Origin of the sequence: Delftia sp. 11MD, from assembly GCF_050907895.1 — a bacterium.
Lineage (GTDB): Bacteria > Pseudomonadota > Gammaproteobacteria > Burkholderiales > Burkholderiaceae_C > Comamonas > Comamonas tsuruhatensis.
Map to the genome: position 1 here is coordinate 2991511 of NZ_CP194333.1, position 19513 is coordinate 3011023.

General features: G+C 66.0%; 16 protein-coding genes. 7 read left to right on the plus strand and 9 right to left on the minus strand.

Going from position 1 to position 19513, the window contains the following annotated elements:
* Positions 1–63 precede the first annotated feature (63 nt).
* From folD to ACRSCF_RS13620, 3 genes are all read right to left on the minus strand, one after another.
* A complete protein-coding gene (gene folD / locus ACRSCF_RS13610) occupies positions 64–918 on the minus strand; it encodes a bifunctional methylenetetrahydrofolate dehydrogenase/methenyltetrahydrofolate cyclohydrolase FolD (protein WP_016447109.1) in 855 nt (284 codons plus the stop codon).
* A gap of 88 nt (positions 919–1006) precedes the next feature.
* Complete coding sequence (locus tag ACRSCF_RS13615; RefSeq protein ID WP_012205807.1) at positions 1007–1657, minus strand: response regulator transcription factor; 651 nt, start codon at positions 1655–1657, stop codon at positions 1007–1009.
* Complete coding sequence (locus ACRSCF_RS13620) at positions 1654–4227, minus strand: PAS domain-containing sensor histidine kinase (RefSeq protein WP_432675950.1); 2574 nt, start codon at positions 4225–4227, stop codon at positions 1654–1656. Before ACRSCF_RS13620 ends, ACRSCF_RS13615 begins: the two co-directional genes overlap by 4 nt.
* A gap of 320 nt (positions 4228–4547) precedes the next feature.
* On the opposite strand from ACRSCF_RS13620, the gene aceE reads away from it, so the two are divergent.
* Genes aceE through lpdA form a run of 3 tightly spaced genes read left to right on the plus strand, consistent with a single transcriptional unit; the run spans position 4548 to position 10839 of the window.
* Positions 4548–7265: a pyruvate dehydrogenase (acetyl-transferring), homodimeric type gene (aceE, locus tag ACRSCF_RS13625; protein WP_016447107.1), complete on the plus strand. Its 2718-nt coding sequence runs from the start codon at positions 4548–4550 to the stop codon at positions 7263–7265.
* A 19-nt stretch (positions 7266–7284) separates the two neighbouring features.
* Positions 7285–8976, plus strand: coding sequence for a dihydrolipoyllysine-residue acetyltransferase (aceF, locus tag ACRSCF_RS13630; RefSeq protein ID WP_244388125.1), 1692 nt, complete (start codon positions 7285–7287; stop codon positions 8974–8976).
* A 15-nt stretch (positions 8977–8991) separates the two neighbouring features.
* The gene (lpdA, locus tag ACRSCF_RS13635) at positions 8992–10839 is read left to right on the plus strand and encodes a dihydrolipoyl dehydrogenase (protein WP_034365904.1); all 1848 of its coding nucleotides are present in this window, start codon (positions 8992–8994) and stop codon (positions 10837–10839) included.
* A 92-nt stretch (positions 10840–10931) separates the two neighbouring features.
* Here lpdA and ACRSCF_RS13640 read toward each other — a convergent pair whose 3' ends face one another.
* On the minus strand, positions 10932–11861 hold the full coding sequence (locus ACRSCF_RS13640) for a LysR family transcriptional regulator (protein ID WP_016447104.1): 930 nt from the start codon (positions 11859–11861) through the stop codon (positions 10932–10934).
* Positions 11862–11924: 63 nt separating this feature from the next.
* Between ACRSCF_RS13640 and ACRSCF_RS13645 the strand changes: the two genes are divergently transcribed.
* Together ACRSCF_RS13645 and ACRSCF_RS13650 are read left to right on the plus strand one after the other, a co-directional pair.
* Positions 11925–12542 carry a LysE family translocator gene (locus ACRSCF_RS13645; RefSeq protein WP_016451705.1) on the plus strand — a complete coding sequence of 206 codons (618 nt, stop codon included), beginning with the start codon at positions 11925–11927 and terminating at the stop codon, positions 12540–12542.
* A gap of 343 nt (positions 12543–12885) precedes the next feature.
* The gene (locus ACRSCF_RS13650) at positions 12886–14124 is read left to right on the plus strand and encodes an MFS transporter (protein ID WP_016447102.1); all 1239 of its coding nucleotides are present in this window, start codon (positions 12886–12888) and stop codon (positions 14122–14124) included.
* On the opposite strand, the gene ACRSCF_RS13655 is transcribed toward ACRSCF_RS13650, so the two are convergent.
* Positions 14125–15150, minus strand: a complete 1026-nt coding sequence (locus ACRSCF_RS13655) for an FUSC family protein (RefSeq protein WP_016447101.1) — start codon at positions 15148–15150, stop codon at positions 14125–14127.
* A gap of 180 nt (positions 15151–15330) precedes the next feature.
* Positions 15331–15822, minus strand: coding sequence for an EVE domain-containing protein (locus ACRSCF_RS13660; protein WP_016447100.1), 492 nt, complete (start codon positions 15820–15822; stop codon positions 15331–15333).
* A gap of 129 nt (positions 15823–15951) precedes the next feature.
* On the opposite strand from ACRSCF_RS13660, the gene yghU reads away from it, so the two are divergent.
* A complete protein-coding gene (gene yghU / locus ACRSCF_RS13665) occupies positions 15952–16791 on the plus strand; it encodes a glutathione-dependent disulfide-bond oxidoreductase (protein WP_047217023.1) in 840 nt (279 codons plus the stop codon).
* A 7-nt stretch (positions 16792–16798) separates the two neighbouring features.
* Here the strand turns inward: yghU and ACRSCF_RS13670 are convergent, their stop codons facing one another.
* The 3 genes from ACRSCF_RS13670 to ACRSCF_RS13680 form a co-directional block, all read right to left on the minus strand.
* Complete coding sequence (locus ACRSCF_RS13670; RefSeq protein WP_034365900.1) at positions 16799–17470, minus strand: hypothetical protein; 672 nt, start codon at positions 17468–17470, stop codon at positions 16799–16801.
* A gap of 75 nt (positions 17471–17545) precedes the next feature.
* A complete protein-coding gene (locus ACRSCF_RS13675) occupies positions 17546–17803 on the minus strand; it encodes a GlsB/YeaQ/YmgE family stress response membrane protein (RefSeq protein WP_012205794.1) in 258 nt (85 codons plus the stop codon).
* Between the two features lie 167 nt (positions 17804–17970).
* On the minus strand, positions 17971–18606 hold the full coding sequence (locus ACRSCF_RS13680) for a C40 family peptidase (protein ID WP_016447097.1): 636 nt from the start codon (positions 18604–18606) through the stop codon (positions 17971–17973).
* Positions 18607–18797: 191 nt separating this feature from the next.
* On the opposite strand from ACRSCF_RS13680, the gene ACRSCF_RS13685 reads away from it, so the two are divergent.
* A complete protein-coding gene (locus ACRSCF_RS13685) occupies positions 18798–19400 on the plus strand; it encodes an isochorismatase family protein (RefSeq protein ID WP_016447096.1) in 603 nt (200 codons plus the stop codon).
* Positions 19401–19513 lie beyond the last annotated feature (113 nt).

A 19513-nucleotide genomic window follows, 5' to 3' on the forward strand; every position in this document is an offset into this window, starting at 1 on the left:
CCGTCGGGTGCATTGAAATCAAGCGGCTCCCCGGGGAGCTGCCCGATGCTTGTCAGCTCCTGGTCAGCCGGCGGCGCGCTCGGCCGCCTCCATGGTGTTGACCAGCAGCATGGTAATCGTCATGGGGCCGACGCCGCCCGGCACGGGGGTGATGAAGCCGGCCACTTCCTTGACACCGTCAAAGTCCACGTCGCCGCAGAGCTTGCCTTCGTCGTTGCGGTTCATGCCCACGTCGATGACCACGGCGCCAGGCTTGCACATGTCTGCGGTCAGCACATTGCGCTTGCCCACGGCGGCGACAACGATGTCGGCCTGGCGCGTCATGGCGGCCAGGTCCGCCGTGCCGCTGTGGCAGATGGTGACGGTGGCATTGGCGGCCAGCAGCATCATGGCCATGGGCTTGCCGACGATGTTGGAGCGGCCGATGACCACGGCGTGCTTGCCGCGCAGGTCCTTCATGCCGATGGATTCGAGCATCTTCATGCAGCCATAGGGCGTGCAGGCCTTGAAGCCGACTTCACCCACCATCAGCGCGCCGGCGCTGGCTACGTGAAAGCCATCCACATCCTTGAGCGGCGAGATGGTCTCGATGACCTTGTGGTCGTCGATGTGGGCGGGCAGCGGCAGCTGGACCAGGATGCCGTGGATGTCGGGGTCGTTGTTCAGCGCCTCGACGCGGGCCAGCAGTTCGGCTTCTGTCATCGAGGCGTCGTACTTCTCCAGCACGGAATGAAAGCCTGCGTCCTCGCAGGCCTTGACCTTGTTGCGCACATAGACCTGGGAGGCCGGGTTGTCGCCGACCAGGACCACGGCCAGGCCGGGCGTGGTCCCTCGGGCCTTTAGGGCAGTGGCGCGCTGTGCGACTTCGGCACGCAGTTGGCGGGAGAGGGCGTTGCCGTCGATGAGTTGGGCTGTCATTGCAGTGGATACCAAAATAAAAATGCTGCTAGGGCTTGTTGGTCAAGCGCTAGCAGCCCTTTGAAAAAAGCAGGGGAGGCGTCGGTGCTTATCCTGCGACGGCCGCCTTGGCCGCCGCAGCGGTCTGGCCCTGGCCCAGGGCGATCTTGAGCAGGTCGGCCACGGTGTTGGCGTTGAGCTTTTCCATGATGTTGGCGCGGTGCGCCTCCACGGTCTTGATGCTGATGCCCAGGTCGTCGGCGATCTGCTTGTTCAGGCGGCCGGCGACGATGCGCTCGAGCACCTGGGCTTCGCGGCTGGTCAGCTTGGCCAGCAGGGCGTCGCGGCTGGCGGCCTGCTGGTGGCCGGCAAAGGCTTCGCGGGCATGGTCCAGCATGCGCTCGACCAGGTTCAGCAGTTCTTCCTCGTTGAACGGCTTCTGGATGAAGTCCAGTGCGCCCTTCTTCATGGTGTTCACCGCCATGGGCACGTCGCCGTGGCCGGTGATGAAGACGATGGGCAGGGGAGACTTGCGTTCGATCAGTCGGTCCTGCAGTTCCAGGCCGGTCATGCCGCCCATGCGGATGTCGACGATGAGGCAGGCGATTTCGCGTGGGTCGTAGCGCGAGAGGAAGGTCTCGGCCGAGTCGAAGCAGCGCACACGATAGTCCTTGCCCTCCAACAACCATTGCAGCGAATCACGAACCGCTTCGTCGTCATCAACTACGTACACAGTGCCTTTTTTGGGGATCAAGCTCATGCAATCGTCCTTGTTGTGGGTTCAATGGTCGCTGCCGGCGTTGTCGCGTCGCCCGGCGGGGCCAGCGGCAGCCAGAATGAAAATCGGCAGCCGACAACCTCGGAACCATTGTAGAGGTTCTCGGCACGCATACGGCCCTGGTGGGACTCGACAATGCTGCGGCACAGATTCAGGCCCATGCCCATGCCTTCGCTCTTGGTGGTGAAGAAGGCCTCGAAGAGGCGCTCCAGCACCTCGGGCGGCAAGCCCTTGCCGGTGTCCTGCACGTTGAATTCGATGACGCGCTGGTCCTCGATGGTGCGCGGCACCACGCGCAGTTCCACGTTGCGCTGGTGGCTGGGTCGGCCCGATTGCTCGATGGATTCGGCGCCGTTCTTCATGAGGTTGACCAGCACCTGCTCGATGAGGATGGTGTCGGCCATGATGGCCGGCATGCGCTCGGCCACGTGGTAGGTCAGCTGTACGTTGCGGCGGCGCAGCTCGATGCCGGCCAGCTCCACCGCCTCGCTGACCATGTCGGTGACCTGGGCCAGGGTGCGGTTGGGTTCGCTGCGCTTGACGAAGGAGCGTATGCGCAAAATGATCTGGCCCGCGCGCTGCGCCTGGTGGGCGGTCTTCTCCAGCGCGAACTTCATCTGCTCCTCGGTCAGCGTGCCTTTTTCGAGGCGCGTGAGCATGCCGCTGCAGTAGTTGCTGATGGCGGTCAGCGGCTGGTTGAGTTCGTGGGCCACGCTGGAGGCCATCTCGCCCATGGTGATCAGGCGGCTGACGGACTGGGCGTGCTCGGCCTGGCGATCGGCCTGCTCCTCGGCCAGGCGGCGCGGCGTGATGTCGGTGGCGATCACCATCTGCGCCAGGCGTCCGTCCACCCAGCTCAGGTAGCGCGAGCGCACTTCCAGCCACTTGCCCAGTTCGGGCAGATAGATCTCGGCGTTCTCGCTGCGTGCGCTGGTCAGCGAGTCGGTGGGCAGGCCCATCAGGCCATCCTCATCGTCCATGCCCTGCGGCTGAGAGCGCACGGGCAGCACGCCGGCCTGGGCGACGAGCTGCAGATGGCCATCGGTCTGCGAGCCGAACCATTGCCGGTACAGCTTGTTGGCGAACAGCAGCTCGGCGCTGCCAAGCGGGGCGACGGACACCGAGGCGTCCAGCGCCTCCAGCACGATGGTGAAGCGCTCGTAGGAGGCCGACAACTGCTCGCGGATGCGGTTGGGCTCGGTGATGTCGGTCATGGACGACATCCAGCCCGTGTGCTGGCCGTGGGCGTCGATCAGCGGCGAGACATACAGGCGCGCGTCGAACTGCGTGCCGTTCTTGCGCTGCACGCGCACCTGAAAGCCCCCGACGATGGTCTTGCCCGACAGCTCCTCGCGCAGCTTGGAGTGCAGGTTGTCGTAGTCGTTGTCGGGCCAGTAGGAATAGGGCGGCATCTGGCCGACGAGTTCGGATTCGCTCCATCCCGTCATCTGGCAGAAGGCGGCGTTCACGTAGGTGATGCGGCCTTGCAGGTCCAGCGCGCGCATGCCGGTGAGCACCGAGTTCTCCATGGCGCGGCGGAAATTGGTTTCGGCAACCAGGGCTTCCTGCGCGCGCTGGCGGCGTCGCGTGTGGCGCCAGGTGGCCAGCAGCAGCCATGCCGTCATCGCGCTGAGCGTGCCCACCAGCCAGAACAGGCCGCTGCCCACCACGCCCAGCGAGGTGCGGTAGGCCTGTGCGCGCAGCACCAGACTGTTGCCCACGAGGGCGACCGGAGCCTCGTCCTCATTGGCCACCGTGCGCCAGCGCAGCAGGTCGGTGGCATTTTGCTTGCGCGGCGTCAGCGGTGTGCCGGCCAGAACCTGGCCCCGGCTGTCGAGCATGGTCATGGCATAGCGGGCCATGATTTCGGTGGGCGTGCCGTAGCGCAGCAGGCTGTCCACGGAATACTCGCCCAGCAGCTCGCCGATGTAGCGGCCGTCCTGCGCCAGCGGCACATGCAGCTGCAGCAGCGGCGCGGCCTCGCCCTTGTGGGCCAGTCCTTGCACATAGATGGGCTGCTGCATCTCGCGCGCGAGCTGGTAGGCCTCCAGGGCGTCACCGGCGCGCAGGACCTCGCGGGGGATGCGCAACTGGTCGCTGCTCACGGTGGGGGCGGACTGGCTGGCCAGAATGCGGCGTTGGGAGTCGATCCAGGTGATGGACTGCAGTTCGGGATACTGGCTGATGAGCGCTTCGGCGCGGCTGGCGAAATCGGACTCGGCCAGATCGTGGTTGCTGATGTCGCGCGCCATGCGCATCAGTTGCTCCTGGCGCTCCAGCAGGCGCAGGCGCACGCGCTGCTGGGCATATTCCACGTCGCGGTGCAACGCTTCCTTCTCGCGGTCGATCTCCTCCATGCGCAGATACCAGAACGACGCGACGATGGCGGCCATGAACATCAGTACGGCGGCCAGCGGGGCGAGTGCCGCAAAGCGGTCCTGGCGCGTGGGGGAAAGACTGCGCCACCAGCTGCGCCACCAGCGCACTGGCGCGGCCACGCCTGCCATGGGGGCAGGGCTGTGCGTGCCGTGCTCGGAAGGGGAGGATTGCATGCGCCCAGTGTAGGGGAGAGTCTGACTGTTTTTAAGGAGTATTGGAGTCGCCACGCAGGCGCTTCGGCGACGTTCTTTGGGGTCTTCACTGTATGTGCGTTTGCAGCAAAATTTCAAATTATGAAATCAAAAAGCACCATTTGAAATTCGAAAAAAGTATGCGACACTCGCCGAGCATTGAGGCAGTGAATCGGTATCTTCAAGTTCGCCAGACAGGGTCTGTGCCGCGCAAGGCGTGGTGAACTACCCGCCTGCGATGGCGCGCTGCGCCGCTCACTGGTTCGACCCCAAGACGCTACCTTCTGCAAGGAGACATTCCCATGACAGCTCAGACTGACCCGCAAGGCAATGCAGGCGTTCCCGCCGGCCTGGACCAACAAGAATCGCGCGAATGGATGGACGCACTGTCGGCCGTCATCGACCGTGAAGGCGCCGAATATGCGCACAAGCTGATCGAGGACCTGCTCGAACATGCACGCCAGAACAGCGTGGACATGCCCTTCTCGGCCAACACCGGCTACGTGAACACCATCGAGGCCTCGCAGGAAGCGCGCTGTCCCGGCAACCTGGAAATCGAAGGCCGCCTGCGCGCCTACATGCGCTGGAACGCCATGGCCATGGTGGTCAAGGCCAACCGCCTGCACCCACCCGAAGGCGGTGACCTGGGTGGCCACATCGGCTCCTTCGCTTCGCTGGCCAACATGTTTGCGGCCGGCTTCAACCACTTCTGGCACGCCGAAAACGAAAACCACGGTGGCGACTGCCTGTACATCCAGGGCCACGTCTCGCCCGGCATCTATGCCCGCGCCTATCTGGAAGGCCGCATCTCCGAAGAGCAGCTGCTGAACTTCCGCCAGGAAGTGGACGGCAAGGGCCTGTCCAGCTACCCGCACCCCAAGCTGATGCCCGAGTTCTGGCAGTTCCCGACGGTGTCCATGGGCCTGGGCCCGCTGATGGCCATCTACCAGGCGCGCTTCCTCAAGTACCTGCACGCCCGCGGCATTGCCGACACCGAAAACCGCAAGGTCTGGGTCTTCTGCGGCGACGGGGAAATGGACGAGGTCGAGTCGCTGGGCGCGATCTCCCTGGCCGCCCGCGAAAAGCTGGACAACCTGATCTTCGTGATCAACTGCAACCTGCAGCGCCTGGACGGTCCGGTGCGCGGCAACGGCAAGATCATCCAGGAACTCGAGGGCGAGTTCCGCGGCTCCGGCTGGAACGTCATCAAGCTGCTGTGGGGCAAGGGCTGGGACGAGCTGCTGGCCAAGGACAAGGACGGCGTGCTCAAGAAGATCATGGCCGAGTGCAACGACGGCGACTACCAGTCGTTCAAGGCCAATGACGGCGCCTACGTGCGCAAGAACTTCTTCGGCCGCGATCCGCGCGCGCTGAAGATGGTCGAGCACATGAGCGACGACGAGATCTGGAACCTGCGCCGCGGCGGCCACGATTCGCAGAAGGTCTATGCGGCCTTCCATGCGGCCAACTCGCACAAGGGCCAGCCCACCGTGCTGCTGGTCAAGACCGTCAAGGGCTTCGGCATGGGCAAGATCGGTGAAGGCAAGAACACCGTTCACCAGACCAAGAAGCTGGGCGACGAGGACATCAAGGCCTTCCGCGACCGCTTCAACATCCCGATTCCCGACAGCCAGATCGCCGACCTGCCTTTCTACAAGCCGGCCGACGACACGCCGGAAATGCGCTACCTGCACGAGCGCCGCAAGGCCCTGGGCGGCTACCTGCCGCACCGCCGCGTCAAGGCCAGCGAGCAGTTCACGGCGCCTGCGCTGGACACCTTCAAGGCCATCCTCGAAGCCACGCCCGAAGGCCGTGAGATCTCGACCACGCAGGCCTATGTGCGTTTCCTGACGCAGCTGCTGCGCGACAAGGAAATCGGCCCGCGCGTCGTGCCCATCCTGGTGGACGAGGCACGTACCTTCGGCATGGAAGGCCTGTTCCGCCAGATCGGCATCTACAACCCCGCTGGCCAGCAGTACACCCCGGTCGACAAGGACCAGGTCATGTACTACCGCGAGGACAAGGCCGGCCAGATCCTGCAGGAAGGCATCAACGAAGCCGGCGGCATGAGCAGCTGGATCGCGGCAGCCACGAGCTACAGCACGAGCAACCGGATCATGATCCCGTTCTACGTGTACTACTCGATGTTCGGCTTCCAGCGCATCGGTGACCTGGCCTGGGCGGCCGGCGACATGCAGGCGCGCGGCTTCCTGCTGGGCGGCACCTCGGGCCGCACCACGCTGAACGGCGAAGGCCTGCAGCACGAAGACGGCCACAGCCACATCCTGGCCAACACCATTCCCAACTGCGTGAGCTACGACCCGACCTTCGCCCACGAAGTCGCCGTGATCATGCAGGACGGCCTGCGCCGCATGGTGCAGGAGCAGGAAAACGTCTTCTACTACATCACGCTGCTCAACGAGAACTACGCCATGCCCGGCCTCACGCCCGGCACCGAGCAGCAGATCATCAAGGGCATGTACCTGTGCAAGCCCGGCCAGAAGGTGCCGGAAAGCGGCCTGCGCGTGCAGCTGCTGGGATCGGGCACCATCCTGCGCGAATCCTTCTTCGCCCAGGAACTGCTGCTGGCCGACTGGGGCATTGCCGCCGACGTGTGGAGCTGCCCCAGCTTCAACGAACTGACCCGCGACGGCCAGGAAGCCGACCGCTGGAACCTGCTGCATCCGCTGGAAACGCAGAAGGTGCCCTTCGTCACGCAGCAGCTGCAGTCGCACAATGGCCCGGTGATCGCATCCACCGACTACATGAAGGCCTACGCCGAGCAGATCCGTCCCTACATGCCCAAGGGCCGCACCTACAAGGTGCTGGGTACCGACGGCTTCGGCCGTTCGGACTTCCGCCGCAAGCTGCGCGAGCACTTCGAGGTGGACCGCCACTACATCGTGGTCGCCGCACTGCGCGCGCTGGCCGAAGAAGGCAAGATCAACGCCACCACCGTGGCCGAGGCGATCGCCAAGTACGGCATCAAGGCCGACAAGATCAACCCGCTGCACGCCTGAGTAAGAACGGGAGACACCTATGGCATTGGTAGACATTCAAGTTCCGGACATCGGCGATTTCGATGAAGTCGGTGTGATCGAAGTGCTGGTCAAGGCCGGCGACCAGATCAAGGCCGAGCAATCGCTGATCACCGTCGAGTCCGACAAGGCATCGATGGAGATTCCGTCCAGCCACGCCGGCGTGCTCAAGGAGCTGCGCGTGAACCTGGGCGACAAGGTCAAGCAAGGCAGCATCATTGCCGTGATCGAGACTGCAGACGCTGCGGCACCGGCACCGGCAGCCGCAGCTGCTGCCCCGACTCCCGTGGCTGCGCCTGCATCTGCTGCGCCTGCGCCGGCCGCTGCTCCCGCTGCCGCACCTGCGGCCTCGGGCGCCGCCACGCAGATCGACATCAAGATTCCCGACATCGGCGACTTCAAGGACGTGGCCGTAATCGAGATGCTGGTCAAGGTCGGCGACACCGTGACGGCAGAGCAATCGCTGTTCACCGTCGAATCCGACAAGGCCTCGATGGAAATCCCGTCGCCAGCGGCCGGCACCATCACGGCGCTGACGCTCAAGATCGGCGACACGGTCAATGTGGGCGACGTGGTCGGCCAGATGAGCGTGCAGGGCGCTGCCGCGCCTGCAGCCCAGGCTGCGGCCCCGGCACCTGCTGCTGCAGCCCCTGCACCGGCAACTGCTGCCCCGGCCGCTGCAGCTCCGGTGGCTGCCGCTGCAGCATCGGCTCCTGCCGCTGCACCTGCACACAACCCCACCGTGGCGCCCACGGGCAAGCTGCCCCATGCATCGCCCTCGGTACGCAAGTTCGCCCGCGAACTGGGTGTGCCGCTGGACGAGGTCAAGGGCTCGGGCAACAAGGGCCGCATCACGGCCGACGACATCCAGGCTTTCACCAAGTCCGTCATGGCCGGTGCCGTGCAGACCAAGGCCCAGGCTGCGGCGGCTCCCAAGGGCGGCTCCGGCGGCGGCGCCGGCCTGGACCTGCTGCCCTGGCCCAAGGTCGACTTCGCCAAGTTCGGCCCGGTCGAGCGCAAGGACCTGTCGCGCATCAAGAAGATCAGCGGCGCCAACCTGTCGCGCAACTGGGTCATGATCCCCCACGTCACCAACAACGACGAGGCCGACATCACCGACCTGGAAGCCTTCCGTGTCTCCACCAACAAGGAGAACGAGAAGAGCGGCGTCAAGGTGACCATGCTGGCCTTCGTGATCAAGGCGGTGGTCGCGGCCCTCAAGAAGTTCCCGGAGTTCAACGCCTCGCTGGACGGCGACACCCTGGTCTACAAGCAGTACTTCCACATCGGCTTCGCGGCAGACACGCCCAATGGCCTGGTGGTGCCCGTGCTGCGCGATGCCGACAAGAAGGGCATCCTGCAGATCAGCCAGGAAATGGGCGAGCTGGCCAAGAAGGCCCGCGACGGCAAGCTCGGCGCTGCCGACATGCAGGGCGGCTGCTTCTCGATCTCGTCGCTGGGCGGCATCGGCGGCACGAACTTCACCCCCATCATCAACGCCCCGGAAGTGGCCATCCTCGGCCTGTCCAAGGGCCAGATGAAGCCCGTGTGGGACGGCAAGCAGTTCGTGCCGCGCCTGACGCTGCCGCTGTCGCTGTCCTATGACCACCGCGTCATCGATGGTGCCTCGGCCGCGCGCTTCAATGCCTTCCTGGGCCAAGTGCTGGCGGACTACCGCCGCATCCTGCTGTAAACGGAGGCCCGACACATGGCAATCATCGACATCAAGGTGCCCGATATCGGCGACTTCGCCGAAGTGGGCGTGATCGAACTGCTGGTCCAGCCCGGCGATACCGTGGCGAAGGACCAGTCCCTGATCACCGTGGAGTCCGACAAGGCTTCCATGGAGATTCCTTCCAGCCACGCCGGCGTGGTCAAGGAACTCAAGGTGCAGCTCGGCGACAAGGTCGCCGAGGGCTCCGTGGTCCTGACGCTGGAGGCTGCCGGCGAGGCGGCCGCTGCGCCCCAGGCTGCCGCTGCGGCTCCTGCAGCCGCCAGCGCCGCGGCACCTGCCGTGCCGGCTCCAGCGGCCCCGGCCCCTGCTCCTGCGGCAGCCAGCTACGCTGGTGGCGTGGCCGACTATGACTGCGACGTGGTCGTGCTCGGCGGTGGCCCTGGCGGCTACTCTGCCGCCTTCCGCGCAGCCGACCTGGGCCTGAACGTGGTCATCGTCGAGCGCTACAAGACCCTCGGCGGCGTCTGCCTGAACGTGGGCTGCATTCCCTCGAAGGCGCTGCTGCACGTGGCGGCCGTCGTGGACGAGGTCAAGCACCTGGAAGTGGCAGGCGTCAAGTTCGGCGCGCCCGAGGTCAACATCGACCAGCTGCGCGGCCACAAGGACAAGGTCATCGGCAAGCTGACCGGCGGCCTGGGCCAGATGGCCAAGATGCGCAAGGTCACCGTGGTGCGCGGCTACGGCAACTTCGTCGGCGCCAACCACCTGGAAGTGGAAGAGACCACGGGCGATGGCCAGGAAAAGACCGGCAGCAAGAAGATCGTGCAGTTCAAGCGCGCCATCATTGCCGCCGGCAGCCAGGCCGTGCACCTGCCCTTCATGCCCAAGGACCCGCGCGTGGTGGACTCCACCGGCGCGCTGGACCTGGCCAGCGTGCCCAAACGCATGCTGATCCTGGGCGGCGGCATCATCGGCCTGGAAATGGGCACCGTCTACTCCACGCTGGGCGCACGCCTGGACGTGGTGGAGATGATGGACGGCCTCATGCAGGGCGCCGACCGCGACCTGGTCAAGGTCTGGCAGAAGATGAACGCGCCGCGCTTCGACAACATCATGGTCAACACCAAGACCGTGGGTGCCGAAGCCACGCCCGAAGGCATCAAGGTCAGCTTCGCGCCCGCCAAGGACGGCATCACCGTGCCCGAGCCCCAGGTCTACGACCTGGTGCTGCAGGCCGTGGGCCGCACGCCCAACGGCAAGAAGATCGCCGCCGAGAAGGCCGGCGTGGCCGTCACGGACCGCGGTTTCATCGAAGTCGACATCCAGATGCGCACCAACGTGCCCCACATCTTCGCCATCGGCGACGTGGTGGGCCAGCCCATGCTGGCGCACAAGGCCGTGCACGAGGCCCATGTGGCCGCCGAAGTCATCGCCGGTGAACTGCAGGGCAACAAGGAGCTGGCCGCCAGCGCCTTCAATGCCCGCGTGATCCCCAGCGTGGCCTACACCGACCCGGAAGTGGCGTGGGTGGGCCTGACCGAGGACCAGGCCAAGGCCCAGGGCATCAAGGTCAAGAAGGGGGTCTTCCCCTGGACGGCATCGGGCCGCGCCATTGCCAATGGCCGCGACGAAGGCGTCACCAAGCTGCTGTTCGACGACAGCCCCGAGGCGCATGGCCATGGCCGCATCCTGGGCGGCGGCATCGTCGGCACGCATGCGGGCGACATGATCGGCGAAATCGCGCTGGCCATTGAAATGGGTGCCGACGCCGTGGACATCGGCAAGACCATCCATCCTCACCCCACGCTGGGCGAGAGCCTGGGCATGGCGGCGGAGGTGGCGCACGGCTCCTGCACGGACCTGCCGCCGCAGCGCAAGTAAGCGCAACGCCCGGCCTTCGGAACGGGCAAGGACACAAAGGCAGCTTCGGCTGCCTTTGTGCTTTTGGGGGGTAGTACGGGTCGCAGGCCGGCTCAGGCCTGGGAGCGCAGCCACTGCAGCAACTGGGCGTGCACGCCATTCGGTGCAGGCGGGGCAGGGGACAGCAGGCAATAGCGCGATCCATCCTCCACAAAGCCCATGGGCGCCGCCAGCACGCCGCTGGCAATGTCGTCGCGCACCAGCTGCCAGGGGCCTATGGCCACGCCCATTCCGGCCACGGCAGCCTGGAGCGTGAAATAGAAATGTTCGAACTGCAGCTGCGGTCCCGAGGGCTGGGGCTGGCCGCTGCACTCGGCCCAGGTGGCCCAGGCGCCAGGGCGCGTGCGGCTTTGCAGCAAGGGCGCATCGGCGCGCAGCCTGGGCGTGTGCTCTTGCGCGGGGCGGTCGCACCATTGCGCCAGGCGATCGGGCCGGCAGACCGGGCCTATGCGCTCTGCGAACAGCGTTTCGGCATGGCAGCCTGCGGGAAGGGCGAAATCGTCGCGCCGTATGGCCAGGTCGATCCCGTCCGCAAACGAGAACGGGCCGCCGCCGGCCACCAGGTGCAGTTGCAACTCGGGATGCATTTGCTGGAACTGTGGCCAGCGGGGAATCAGCCAGCGCATCAGCAAGGTGGGTTCGCAGGACAGCACCCAGCGGCGCGCATGCCGCGCGCGTGCGCGCAACTCCTGCGTCGCCTGGCGCATGCGCTCCAGGCCTTCATGCACGGCCTGTGCGAGATGGCGCCCAGCGTCGGTCAGGAAGACGCGGCGGCTGCGGCGGTCAAACAGGGTTACGCCCAAATCGTCTTCCAGCAGGCGCACGGCCCGGCTGATGGCGCCGTGGGTCAGATGCAACTCTTCAGCCGCCTTGCTGAAGTTCTCCCGCCGGGCGGCCGCTTCGAAGCAGCGCAGGGCCTGCAACGACGGCAGCCGCTTGCTGGGAGTCTGTGAATTGAGTTCACTAACTGTGTCAGAAAACATCGTTATGTATTTTCATGGAAGGCCAATACTATCCCGCGTTGCACTGAGTCGAACGGAGAATGCATGACCGAATGGATAGCTGTAGTCACCATTACCTTGCTGGCCGTGATCAGCCCCGGGGCGGATTTCGCCATGGTCACGCGCAACAGCCTGCTGCGCTCGCGCCGCGCGGGCATGCTCACGGCGCTGGGCATAGGCCTGGGCGTGCTGGTCCATGTCAGCTATACCTTGCTTGGTGTGGGGTTGCTGATGCAGCAGGCCACCTGGCTGTTCGATGTGGTCAAGCTGCTGGGTGCAGCCTATCTGATCTATCTGGGCGTGACCATGCTGCGCAGCCGGCCGGACGGAGAAATGGCCAGCCAGCCGGCTGCCGTACTGTCCGACATGGCGGCGCTGCGCACGGGCTTTCTGACGAATGCGCTCAATCCCAAGACCACGGTGTTTGTGGTGAGCCTGTTCCTGCAGATCGTGGGGCAGGACACATCTCTGGCCACGCAACTGGCGTACGGCGGGTTCATCTCGCTGGCCCATGTGGGTTGGTTTTGCATCGTGGCGCTGTGCTTTTCCGCGCAGCGGGTTCGTGCCCGGCTGCTGGCCGTACGGCACTGGATAGACCGGGCCTTTGGCGGCATGTTGGTGGGCTTCGGTGTGTTGCTGGCCAGTGCCAAGCTGAGGCTGTGATGCCATGAAGGCCTGACAGGAATCGGTGGGGGAGGACGGGCGAAAGGCCGCAGCGCATGCGGCCTCTGCCCGGCATGCAAGGCCTGCGAGGTGCCATGGGGTGCCTCGCAGGCCAAGCTGTTTCTGGGGCAGCGGAAATGCCTGGCCGCGCAGCTGGAGCGCCTCACCTGGGCGTTCCAGTGCCACGGGCTATGTCGAATGCGCTGCCGATGCCCGCTGCCGCAAGCCGGTTGGTGGGCAGATGCCAGGGGCGCTGCTTGCGGGCGCCGCTTGGCCTATGCTTTCGATACTTCACACATCACCCACAGGGCGCACGGCATGTGCCCCCAGGAAACCGCATCCAATGGAAACAACAAGGCAGGGGGTGCATCCCTCATGGATCGTCGTGATGGCCGGCGTCAGCGCGGCCCTGCATGTAGGCAAGCTGCCGCCGGCCGTGCCGGTGCTGCAGCAGCAGCTGGGCGTGTCCCTGCTGCAGGCCGGCTTTCTGCTTTCCACCGTGCAGGTGGCCGGCATGCTGCTGGGCCTGGTGGTGGGCCTGGGGGCTGACCGCTGGGGACTGCGGCGCAGCATGCTGGCGGGCCTGCTGTTGATGGCGGGTGCCAGCGCACTGGGCGCCATCGCCACGGGTTTTGCACCGTTGCTGGCCCTGCGCGCCGTGGAAGGACTGGGCTTTCTGCTGGTCGCCATGCCGGGGCCAGGCCTGATTCGCCGCTGCGTGGCGCCGCACGATCTGAGCGCGCGCATGGGCTGGTGGGGCACCTACATGCCGCTGGGCAGTGCCATCGGCTTGCTGCTGGGTCCCTGGGTGATGGCCTGGGCTTCCTGGCCGCTGTGGTGGCTGCTTCTGGGGCTGGTCTCTGCCCTGGCTTGCGCCGCCGTGTGGTACGGCGTGCCGGCAGACGGCCCGAAGGCACCCGTTGGCACGTCGGCGGCTGGCGGGGGGTGGCGTCCGCGCCTGGCGCTGACTTTGCGCAGCCCTGGCCCCTGGTGCGTGGCGCTGGGCTTTGCCGTGTATTCGGGACAGTGGATGGCCGTCATCGGCTTTCTTCCCACGGTCTATGCCGAGGCGGGCCTGGGAGCGGCGTTGTCGGGCACGCTGACGGCCGTGGTGGCGCTGGCCAACATGGTGGGCAATGTGGCATCGGGCCGTCTGCTGCAAGGCGGCTGGAGCGCATCGCGGGCGCTGCGCCTGGGCTTCGGCTGCATGGCTTTGTGCGCGCTGCTGGCCTATGTGCAATGGCAAGGCCAGCCGTTGGCACCTTTGTGGCTGCGCTTTGCTGCGGTAGTTGTGTTCTCGGCAGCGGGGGGACTGATTCCGGGCACGCTGTTTTCCATGGCCGTGCGGCTTGCCCCCGATGAGTCCACTGTTTCGACCACGGTGGGCTTCATGCAGCAATGGTCCAGCGTGGGCCAGTTTGCAGGGCCGCCTCTGGTGGCGGCCGTGGCAGTGCAGGCGGGCGGATGGCAGTGGACCTGGGTGGTGACGGCGGCCATGTGCGCCATCGGCTGGTGGCTGGCCGGCGCCATTGCCCGCATCAGCGCGGCGCCTGCAAGGCAGCGCGAACGCGCTGCCGCCTGATCACGCGTCGCGCGAACCTGTGAGCGCCTTCAGGGCCTCTTCCATCTGTCGTGCGTGGTCCAGCGCGGGCAGCCAGGCCTCAGGCAGCGGTTGGGTGGGCGCCTGGGGGGCCGAGGCGGCCAACCTGGCCAGGGCGTCGTCTGGCTGCAGGGCCACCACGTTGCCATTGGCGGCCAGTTGCCGGCAGGCTTCGATCAGCCATTCACAGTGCAGGACGATGGCGCGCGGCATGAGGCCGCTGTCATGCGACATTCCGCGCACCAGGCTTTCGCCCAGCAGCAGCGCGCTGGCGTACAGGCGCACGGCATGGCGGTCGTAGCGCGCCGTGACGGTCTGCAGTGCCGCGCCACCCAGGCGTCCGCGCACGGACCAGCGGCTGGCGCTTTGCGCCTCCGCCATGGCGGTGCGCAGCGCGCTCAGCGCATCGCTGCTGCGCGTGAGCTGGCCCAGTGCCACGGTGGCGTCGGGTGTGTCGTGGGTGGCGGTGGCACGCAGCGTGGCGTCCAGCCCGTCGGCCAGCTGGCCCAGCAACGCGCTTGCCGAACGTGATACGGCACGCAGCGGATTGGCCGTGAAGATGACCTGGCTGAACATCAGGCCCACGCCTGCGCCGACCAGCACGTCGACCAGCCGGGTTTCGCCCGCCGCGCTGGGCCCCATGCTGAGGACCAGCACCACGGAAACGCCGGCCTGTATCGGAACCACAGGCGGCTGCCCCAGCATGGCGGCCAGCGACAGCGCGACCAGCGAGGCCAGGCTCAGCCGCAGCAGGGGAATGGTGTCGGGCAGCAGCCAGGCCAGTTCGCCGACGATGATGCCGATGGCGCAGCCCAGCACCAGGCCCCAGGTTTGCTTGAGATGGCTGGGCAGGCCGGGCGCCAGGCAGACCAGGGCGGTGACGGCGGCAAAGACGGGTCTGGGGTGGCCCAGCAGGTAGTGGGACAGTTCCCAGGCCAGCATGGCGCCCAGCGAGGCGGCGATGGCATCGCGCAGCGCCAGCCGCAGGCGGCCTGGCGCCGCGGCCATGCCGCTCTTGAGTGGTCCAGTGGTTGTTTTTGCTTTTGATTTTCGCCAGCGCACGAAGATGGTCCCTCCAGCTTGCGAAATCCAGGTTCGCAAATGCCCAAAAGCATAGCGGCCGATGCAGGGCAGGAGTGCAGGAAAGAGGCTTCTTGCTTGTAAGAAAGCAGCCCGTGCGAGGCGTGTTCAGCCGTGCCTGAGCAGGCCTTCGATGAAGCTCCATTCCTCGGGCGTGACCGGCGTGATCGACAACCGATTGCCCTTTTGCAGCACACGCATCTGCGCCAGTTCAGGATGCGCGCGCAGCTCGGCAATCTGCAGCGTGCGTGTCTTGCGCAGCGCCTGCACGTCCAGCGTGAGCCAGCGCGGCTTGTCGGGAGAAGACTTGGGGTCGTAGTACGGGCTGGCCGGGTCGAACTGCGAGGCGTCGGTGCGCAGATTGCCGGCAATGCGGGCGATGCCGTAGATGCCGGGCTCGGCGCAGCTGGAATGCCAGTACAGCACCCCGTCGCCGACCTGCATGGCATCACGCATGAAGTTGCGCGCCTGGTAGTTGCGCACCCCGTCCCAGGCAATGGTGGCCTGCGGCGCGGCCAGCGCATGGTCTATGGAGTATTCGTCGGGCTCGTTCTTCATGAGCCAGAACTGGCGGGCGGAGGGTGTGGGGGCTGCAGTCATGCAACGATTGTGGCAAATCCCCGGACGCCGTGGCGGCGTTCTGCGCGCGGCGGCAGGAGTGTGTCAGGGGCTGGACAATGGCCTTCAGCCGGGCGCCTTTCCCATGCCCGCGAACCACAGGAATCCTGCATGTCCGACCGCTCCACCTATGTCCCGCCCGCCGTATGGCAGCCTGCGCCCTCGGGCGGCACCTTCGCCAACATCAACCGCCCGGTCGCCGGGCCGACCCACGACAAGACACTGCCGGTGGGGCAGCAGCCTCTGCAGCTGTATTCGCTGGCCACGCCCAACGGCGTGAAGGTCACCATCATGCTGGAGGAGCTGCTGGCGCTGGGCCATGGCGGCGCCGAGTACGACGCCTGGCTGATCCGTATCAGCGATGGCGACCAGTTCTCCAGTGGCTTTGTCGAGGTCAACCCCAATTCCAAGATTCCCGCGCTGGTGGACCGCAGCGTGGAGCCGCCGGTGCGCGTGTTCGAGTCGGGCTCCATCCTGCTGTACCTGGCCGAGAAGTTTGGCGCGCTGCTGCCTGCCGAACCCGCTGCACGCACCGAGACGCTGAACTGGCTGTTCTGGCAGATGGGATCGGCGCCTTACCTGGGCGGCGGCTTCGGTCATTTCTATGCCTATGCTCCCGAAAAATTCGAGTACCCGATCAACCGGTTCACCATGGAAACCAAGCGCCAGCTGGACGTGCTCAATCGCCAGCTGGCCGAGCACGCCTTCATTGCGGGAGAGCACTACAGCATTGCCGACATCGCCATCTGGCCCTGGTATGGCGCACTGGTGCTCAACGAGGTGTACGGCGCGGCCGAGTTCCTGGCGGCCCATGAGTACACGCATGTGATGCGCTGGGCCCGCGAGATTGCCCAACGGCCGGCGGTGGTGTGCGGCCGCCGCGTCAATCGCACCTGGGGAGACGAGGCCACCCAGGTGCCGGAGCGCCACCGCGCCTCGGACCTGGGCTGATCGCCATTTACTGGGAGCGGCCCCAGGGGCCGCGGTCCGGCTGGCGCCAAAAGCGCGGGCGCTTGCCGGATGGCTCGGCCCCGGGCTCGCCCTCGCCCTTGCTTTTGCCGTGCTCATGCAATTGCTTGTCGGTCTGCTCGACCTTGCGGGCCGTGCGTTCCAGCTGCGTGGGCAGATGCGAGGGAATGTCGAGCTCCGCCTGCTCGACCACGCGAATGCAGTCCTGGATGTGGCGCTCTCCCAGGTAGCGCAGCGTGGCGTAACCCAGAGCGGCCGCTGCAGCCTGGCCGGCCAGCGGCACGTACTTTGCCGCTTGGGTTGCCGTCATGCGCATGCCGGCAGCGCGTGCCAGGCGCACCACCATGTCGCGCGTGATCAGCTTGCCGATCAGTACCGAGCCGACCATGGCCACGGCCTTTTGCACCTGCTCGCGCTTGCCGGGGTCCAGCCTGTCCAGCTGTTCGGGCGTGAGGCCGAACTCACGGTTGATGCGCGGCAGCAGGCGCGCCAGCAGGGCTGCGTCAACCAGCCAGTCCAGCCCCGGGATCGGCAGGCTGCTGGCTGCGGCTCCCACCAGCGCACGCCGGTGCAGCAGCTTGCGCGCGCTCTCTGCGGCCTGCGCCACATCGTGGCGCGGTGGTGGAGGGGGAGGGGTCTTGTCCGATGTGCGAAAGATCATGCGTGCCAGTGGGTCCGGGGCAGATGTCGATCAGTAGAATGCGCCAGCCGGAGGAGGCGGCTGGCACCGGTGCGGTCAGCGTGCGCTCTTGCTGCGCACCAGGCTGTAGATGAAGAGGATGACGATGGCGCCAACGATGGAGGCGATCCAGCCAGCGGGCTGCCCGGCTTCATACCAGCCCATGGCGACACCGACATAGCTGGCAAGAAACGATCCTGCCACACCAAGCAGGATGGTCATGATCCAGCCAAGGCTGTCGTCGCCGGGTTTGAGTGCGCGCGCCAGCAGGCCAACGACCAGGCCAACGATGAGGGTGCCAATCAAGGACATCATGCTTTTCTCCGAACTGAAGCTTCCATGCCGCGACTCTAGGGCCCGGCGCATGCCGGCCCTGTCGGACAGCGTCTCAACCTGGGACGAAGGCAGTGCAGTGCCCTGAAAAACAAAACGCCTGCATCTGCAGGCGCCTGGACTGGGGGAGGGCAGACAGCCCGCCGTGGTTACTGCAGCTGGCTTGCCTGCATCTGCATGGCCAAGGCAGCCTTGCTGGCATCCAGGCCCAGGCCGTCGGAGTCCTGCACGCGACGGGCGCCATCGAAGCGGCGGGCCCAGTAGGCGCTTTGCATGCTTTCCACGCGCACCTGTGCACCGGTGCGGGGGGCATGAATGAAGTTGCCGTCGCCGACATAGATGCCGACGTGGCTGAAGGCGCGGCGCATGGTGTTGAAGAACACCAGATCGCCGGGCTTGAGTTCGTTCTTGTCGATTTTTTCCGTGGCCTGTGCCTGCTGGTCAGCGCGACGCGGCAGGACCTTGCCCAGGGTCTCGGAGTAGATGGCACGGACAAAGCCGCTGCAGTCGAAGCCGGTCTCGGCACTGTTGCCGCCGCGACGGTAGGGAACGCCGATGAAGCCCATGGCGGTCACGACCAGGTCGGAGGTCTTTTCGGCGACGCTTTGTCGGGCTTCCTTGACGAAGTCGGAAGTGCGCTCCGCCATGTGGTGGCGGGCTTCGCGCAGCTGCGAGATGAGGCTGCGGTTGACCAGCAGCTGGTTCATATCGTCGTCACGCAGCTCGGGCGGAGCCGCGTGTGCAGTGGCGCTGACGAACAGGAGTGCGATAAGCCATCGGGACATGGGGCGCGAGATTACCACGCAAAAACGTAGGACAAATTCGATAAGACCCCCGAAGGCCCGGGTTTTTGAGCCACCTCAGGAATCGCCGGCGCCCGGCGGTGATGGCCCCCAAGCTGCGACAATAGCGGGCTGTCCTGTTTTCCGATAAGAAGGGCGGCCCGCGCTGCCTCGTATTCCAAGAAAGATCCGCCATGCTGCTTGAAGCCTCCGACTCCCAGCTTGTACTCGTCGATTACCAGGAGCGCCTGATGCCGGCCATCTTCGAGGGCCCGGCAGTCCTGGCCAATGCCGTGAAACTGGCTCGTCTGGCGCATCTGGTGGAAGTGCCGGTGTTCGGCACCGAACAGAACCCCTCGCGCCTGGGTGCCAACGATGCCCAACTGCGCGCGCTGTGCGACAGGACACTGTCCAAGATGCATTTCAGCGCCGTGTCCGAAGGACTGGGCGAGTGGCTGCGTCCGCCTGCACGTCCCCAGGGCGGCAATGCGCGCAGCCTGCCCAAGCACCTGCAAAAGCCCCAGCAGCAGGCGCCCGAGCGCAGCATGGTGGTGATTGCCGGCTGCGAAGCCCATGTCTGCCTGCTGCAGACGGCGCTGGAACTGCTGGAGGACGAGTTCGACGTCTGGGTCGTCACCGATGCCTGCAGCTCGCGCACCGAGCGCAACCGCGATGCTGCCTTCGATCGCCTGGCCGGCGCGGGTGCCGAACTGGTGACCACGGAGATGGTGGCCTTCGAGTGGCTGCGCAGCTGCGAGCACCCGGCCTTCAAGGATCTGCTGGCCCTGGTCAAGTAAGGCACTGAAGCGATGGTTTTCGTCGAGGCGCCGGCACGGCGCCTTTTTTTACGCTCGTCGCAAAGCGGGGCCATGAAAGACGAATGGGACGGAGGGGGCCGGCCCGGGTCGCT

What these genes read in the sequence shown, in the direction of transcription:
- ACRSCF_RS13660 (WP_016447100.1), bottom strand. Translation starts at nt 15,822, where the DNA reads ATGACTGCAGCCCCCACACCCTCCGCCCGCCAGTTCTGGCTCATGAAG.
- ACRSCF_RS13670 (WP_034365900.1), bottom strand. Translation starts at nt 17,470, where the DNA reads ATGATCTTTCGCACATCGGACAAGACCCCTCCCCCTCCACCACCGCGC.
- ACRSCF_RS13615 (WP_012205807.1), bottom strand. Translation starts at nt 1,657, where the DNA reads ATGAGCTTGATCCCCAAAAAAGGCACTGTGTACGTAGTTGATGACGAC.
- ACRSCF_RS13620 (WP_432675950.1), bottom strand. Translation starts at nt 4,227, where the DNA reads ATGCAATCCTCCCCTTCCGAGCACGGCACGCACAGCCCTGCCCCCATG.
- ACRSCF_RS13645 (WP_016451705.1), top strand. Translation starts at nt 11,925, where the DNA reads ATGACCGAATGGATAGCTGTAGTCACCATTACCTTGCTGGCCGTGATC.
- aceF (WP_244388125.1), top strand. Translation starts at nt 7,285, where the DNA reads ATGGCATTGGTAGACATTCAAGTTCCGGACATCGGCGATTTCGATGAA.
- ACRSCF_RS13655 (WP_016447101.1), bottom strand. Translation starts at nt 15,150, where the DNA reads ATGGCCGCGGCGCCAGGCCGCCTGCGGCTGGCGCTGCGCGATGCCATC.
- ACRSCF_RS13640 (WP_016447104.1), bottom strand. Translation starts at nt 11,861, where the DNA reads ATGTTTTCTGACACAGTTAGTGAACTCAATTCACAGACTCCCAGCAAG.
- folD (WP_016447109.1), bottom strand. Translation starts at nt 918, where the DNA reads ATGACAGCCCAACTCATCGACGGCAACGCCCTCTCCCGCCAACTGCGT.
- aceE (WP_016447107.1), top strand. Translation starts at nt 4,548, where the DNA reads ATGACAGCTCAGACTGACCCGCAAGGCAATGCAGGCGTTCCCGCCGGC.
- ACRSCF_RS13650 (WP_016447102.1), top strand. Translation starts at nt 12,886, where the DNA reads ATGGAAACAACAAGGCAGGGGGTGCATCCCTCATGGATCGTCGTGATG.
- lpdA (WP_034365904.1), top strand. Translation starts at nt 8,992, where the DNA reads ATGGCAATCATCGACATCAAGGTGCCCGATATCGGCGACTTCGCCGAA.
- ACRSCF_RS13680 (WP_016447097.1), bottom strand. Translation starts at nt 18,606, where the DNA reads ATGTCCCGATGGCTTATCGCACTCCTGTTCGTCAGCGCCACTGCACAC.
- yghU (WP_047217023.1), top strand. Translation starts at nt 15,952, where the DNA reads ATGTCCGACCGCTCCACCTATGTCCCGCCCGCCGTATGGCAGCCTGCG.
- ACRSCF_RS13675 (WP_012205794.1), bottom strand. Translation starts at nt 17,803, where the DNA reads ATGATGTCCTTGATTGGCACCCTCATCGTTGGCCTGGTCGTTGGCCTG.
- ACRSCF_RS13685 (WP_016447096.1), top strand. Translation starts at nt 18,798, where the DNA reads ATGCTGCTTGAAGCCTCCGACTCCCAGCTTGTACTCGTCGATTACCAG.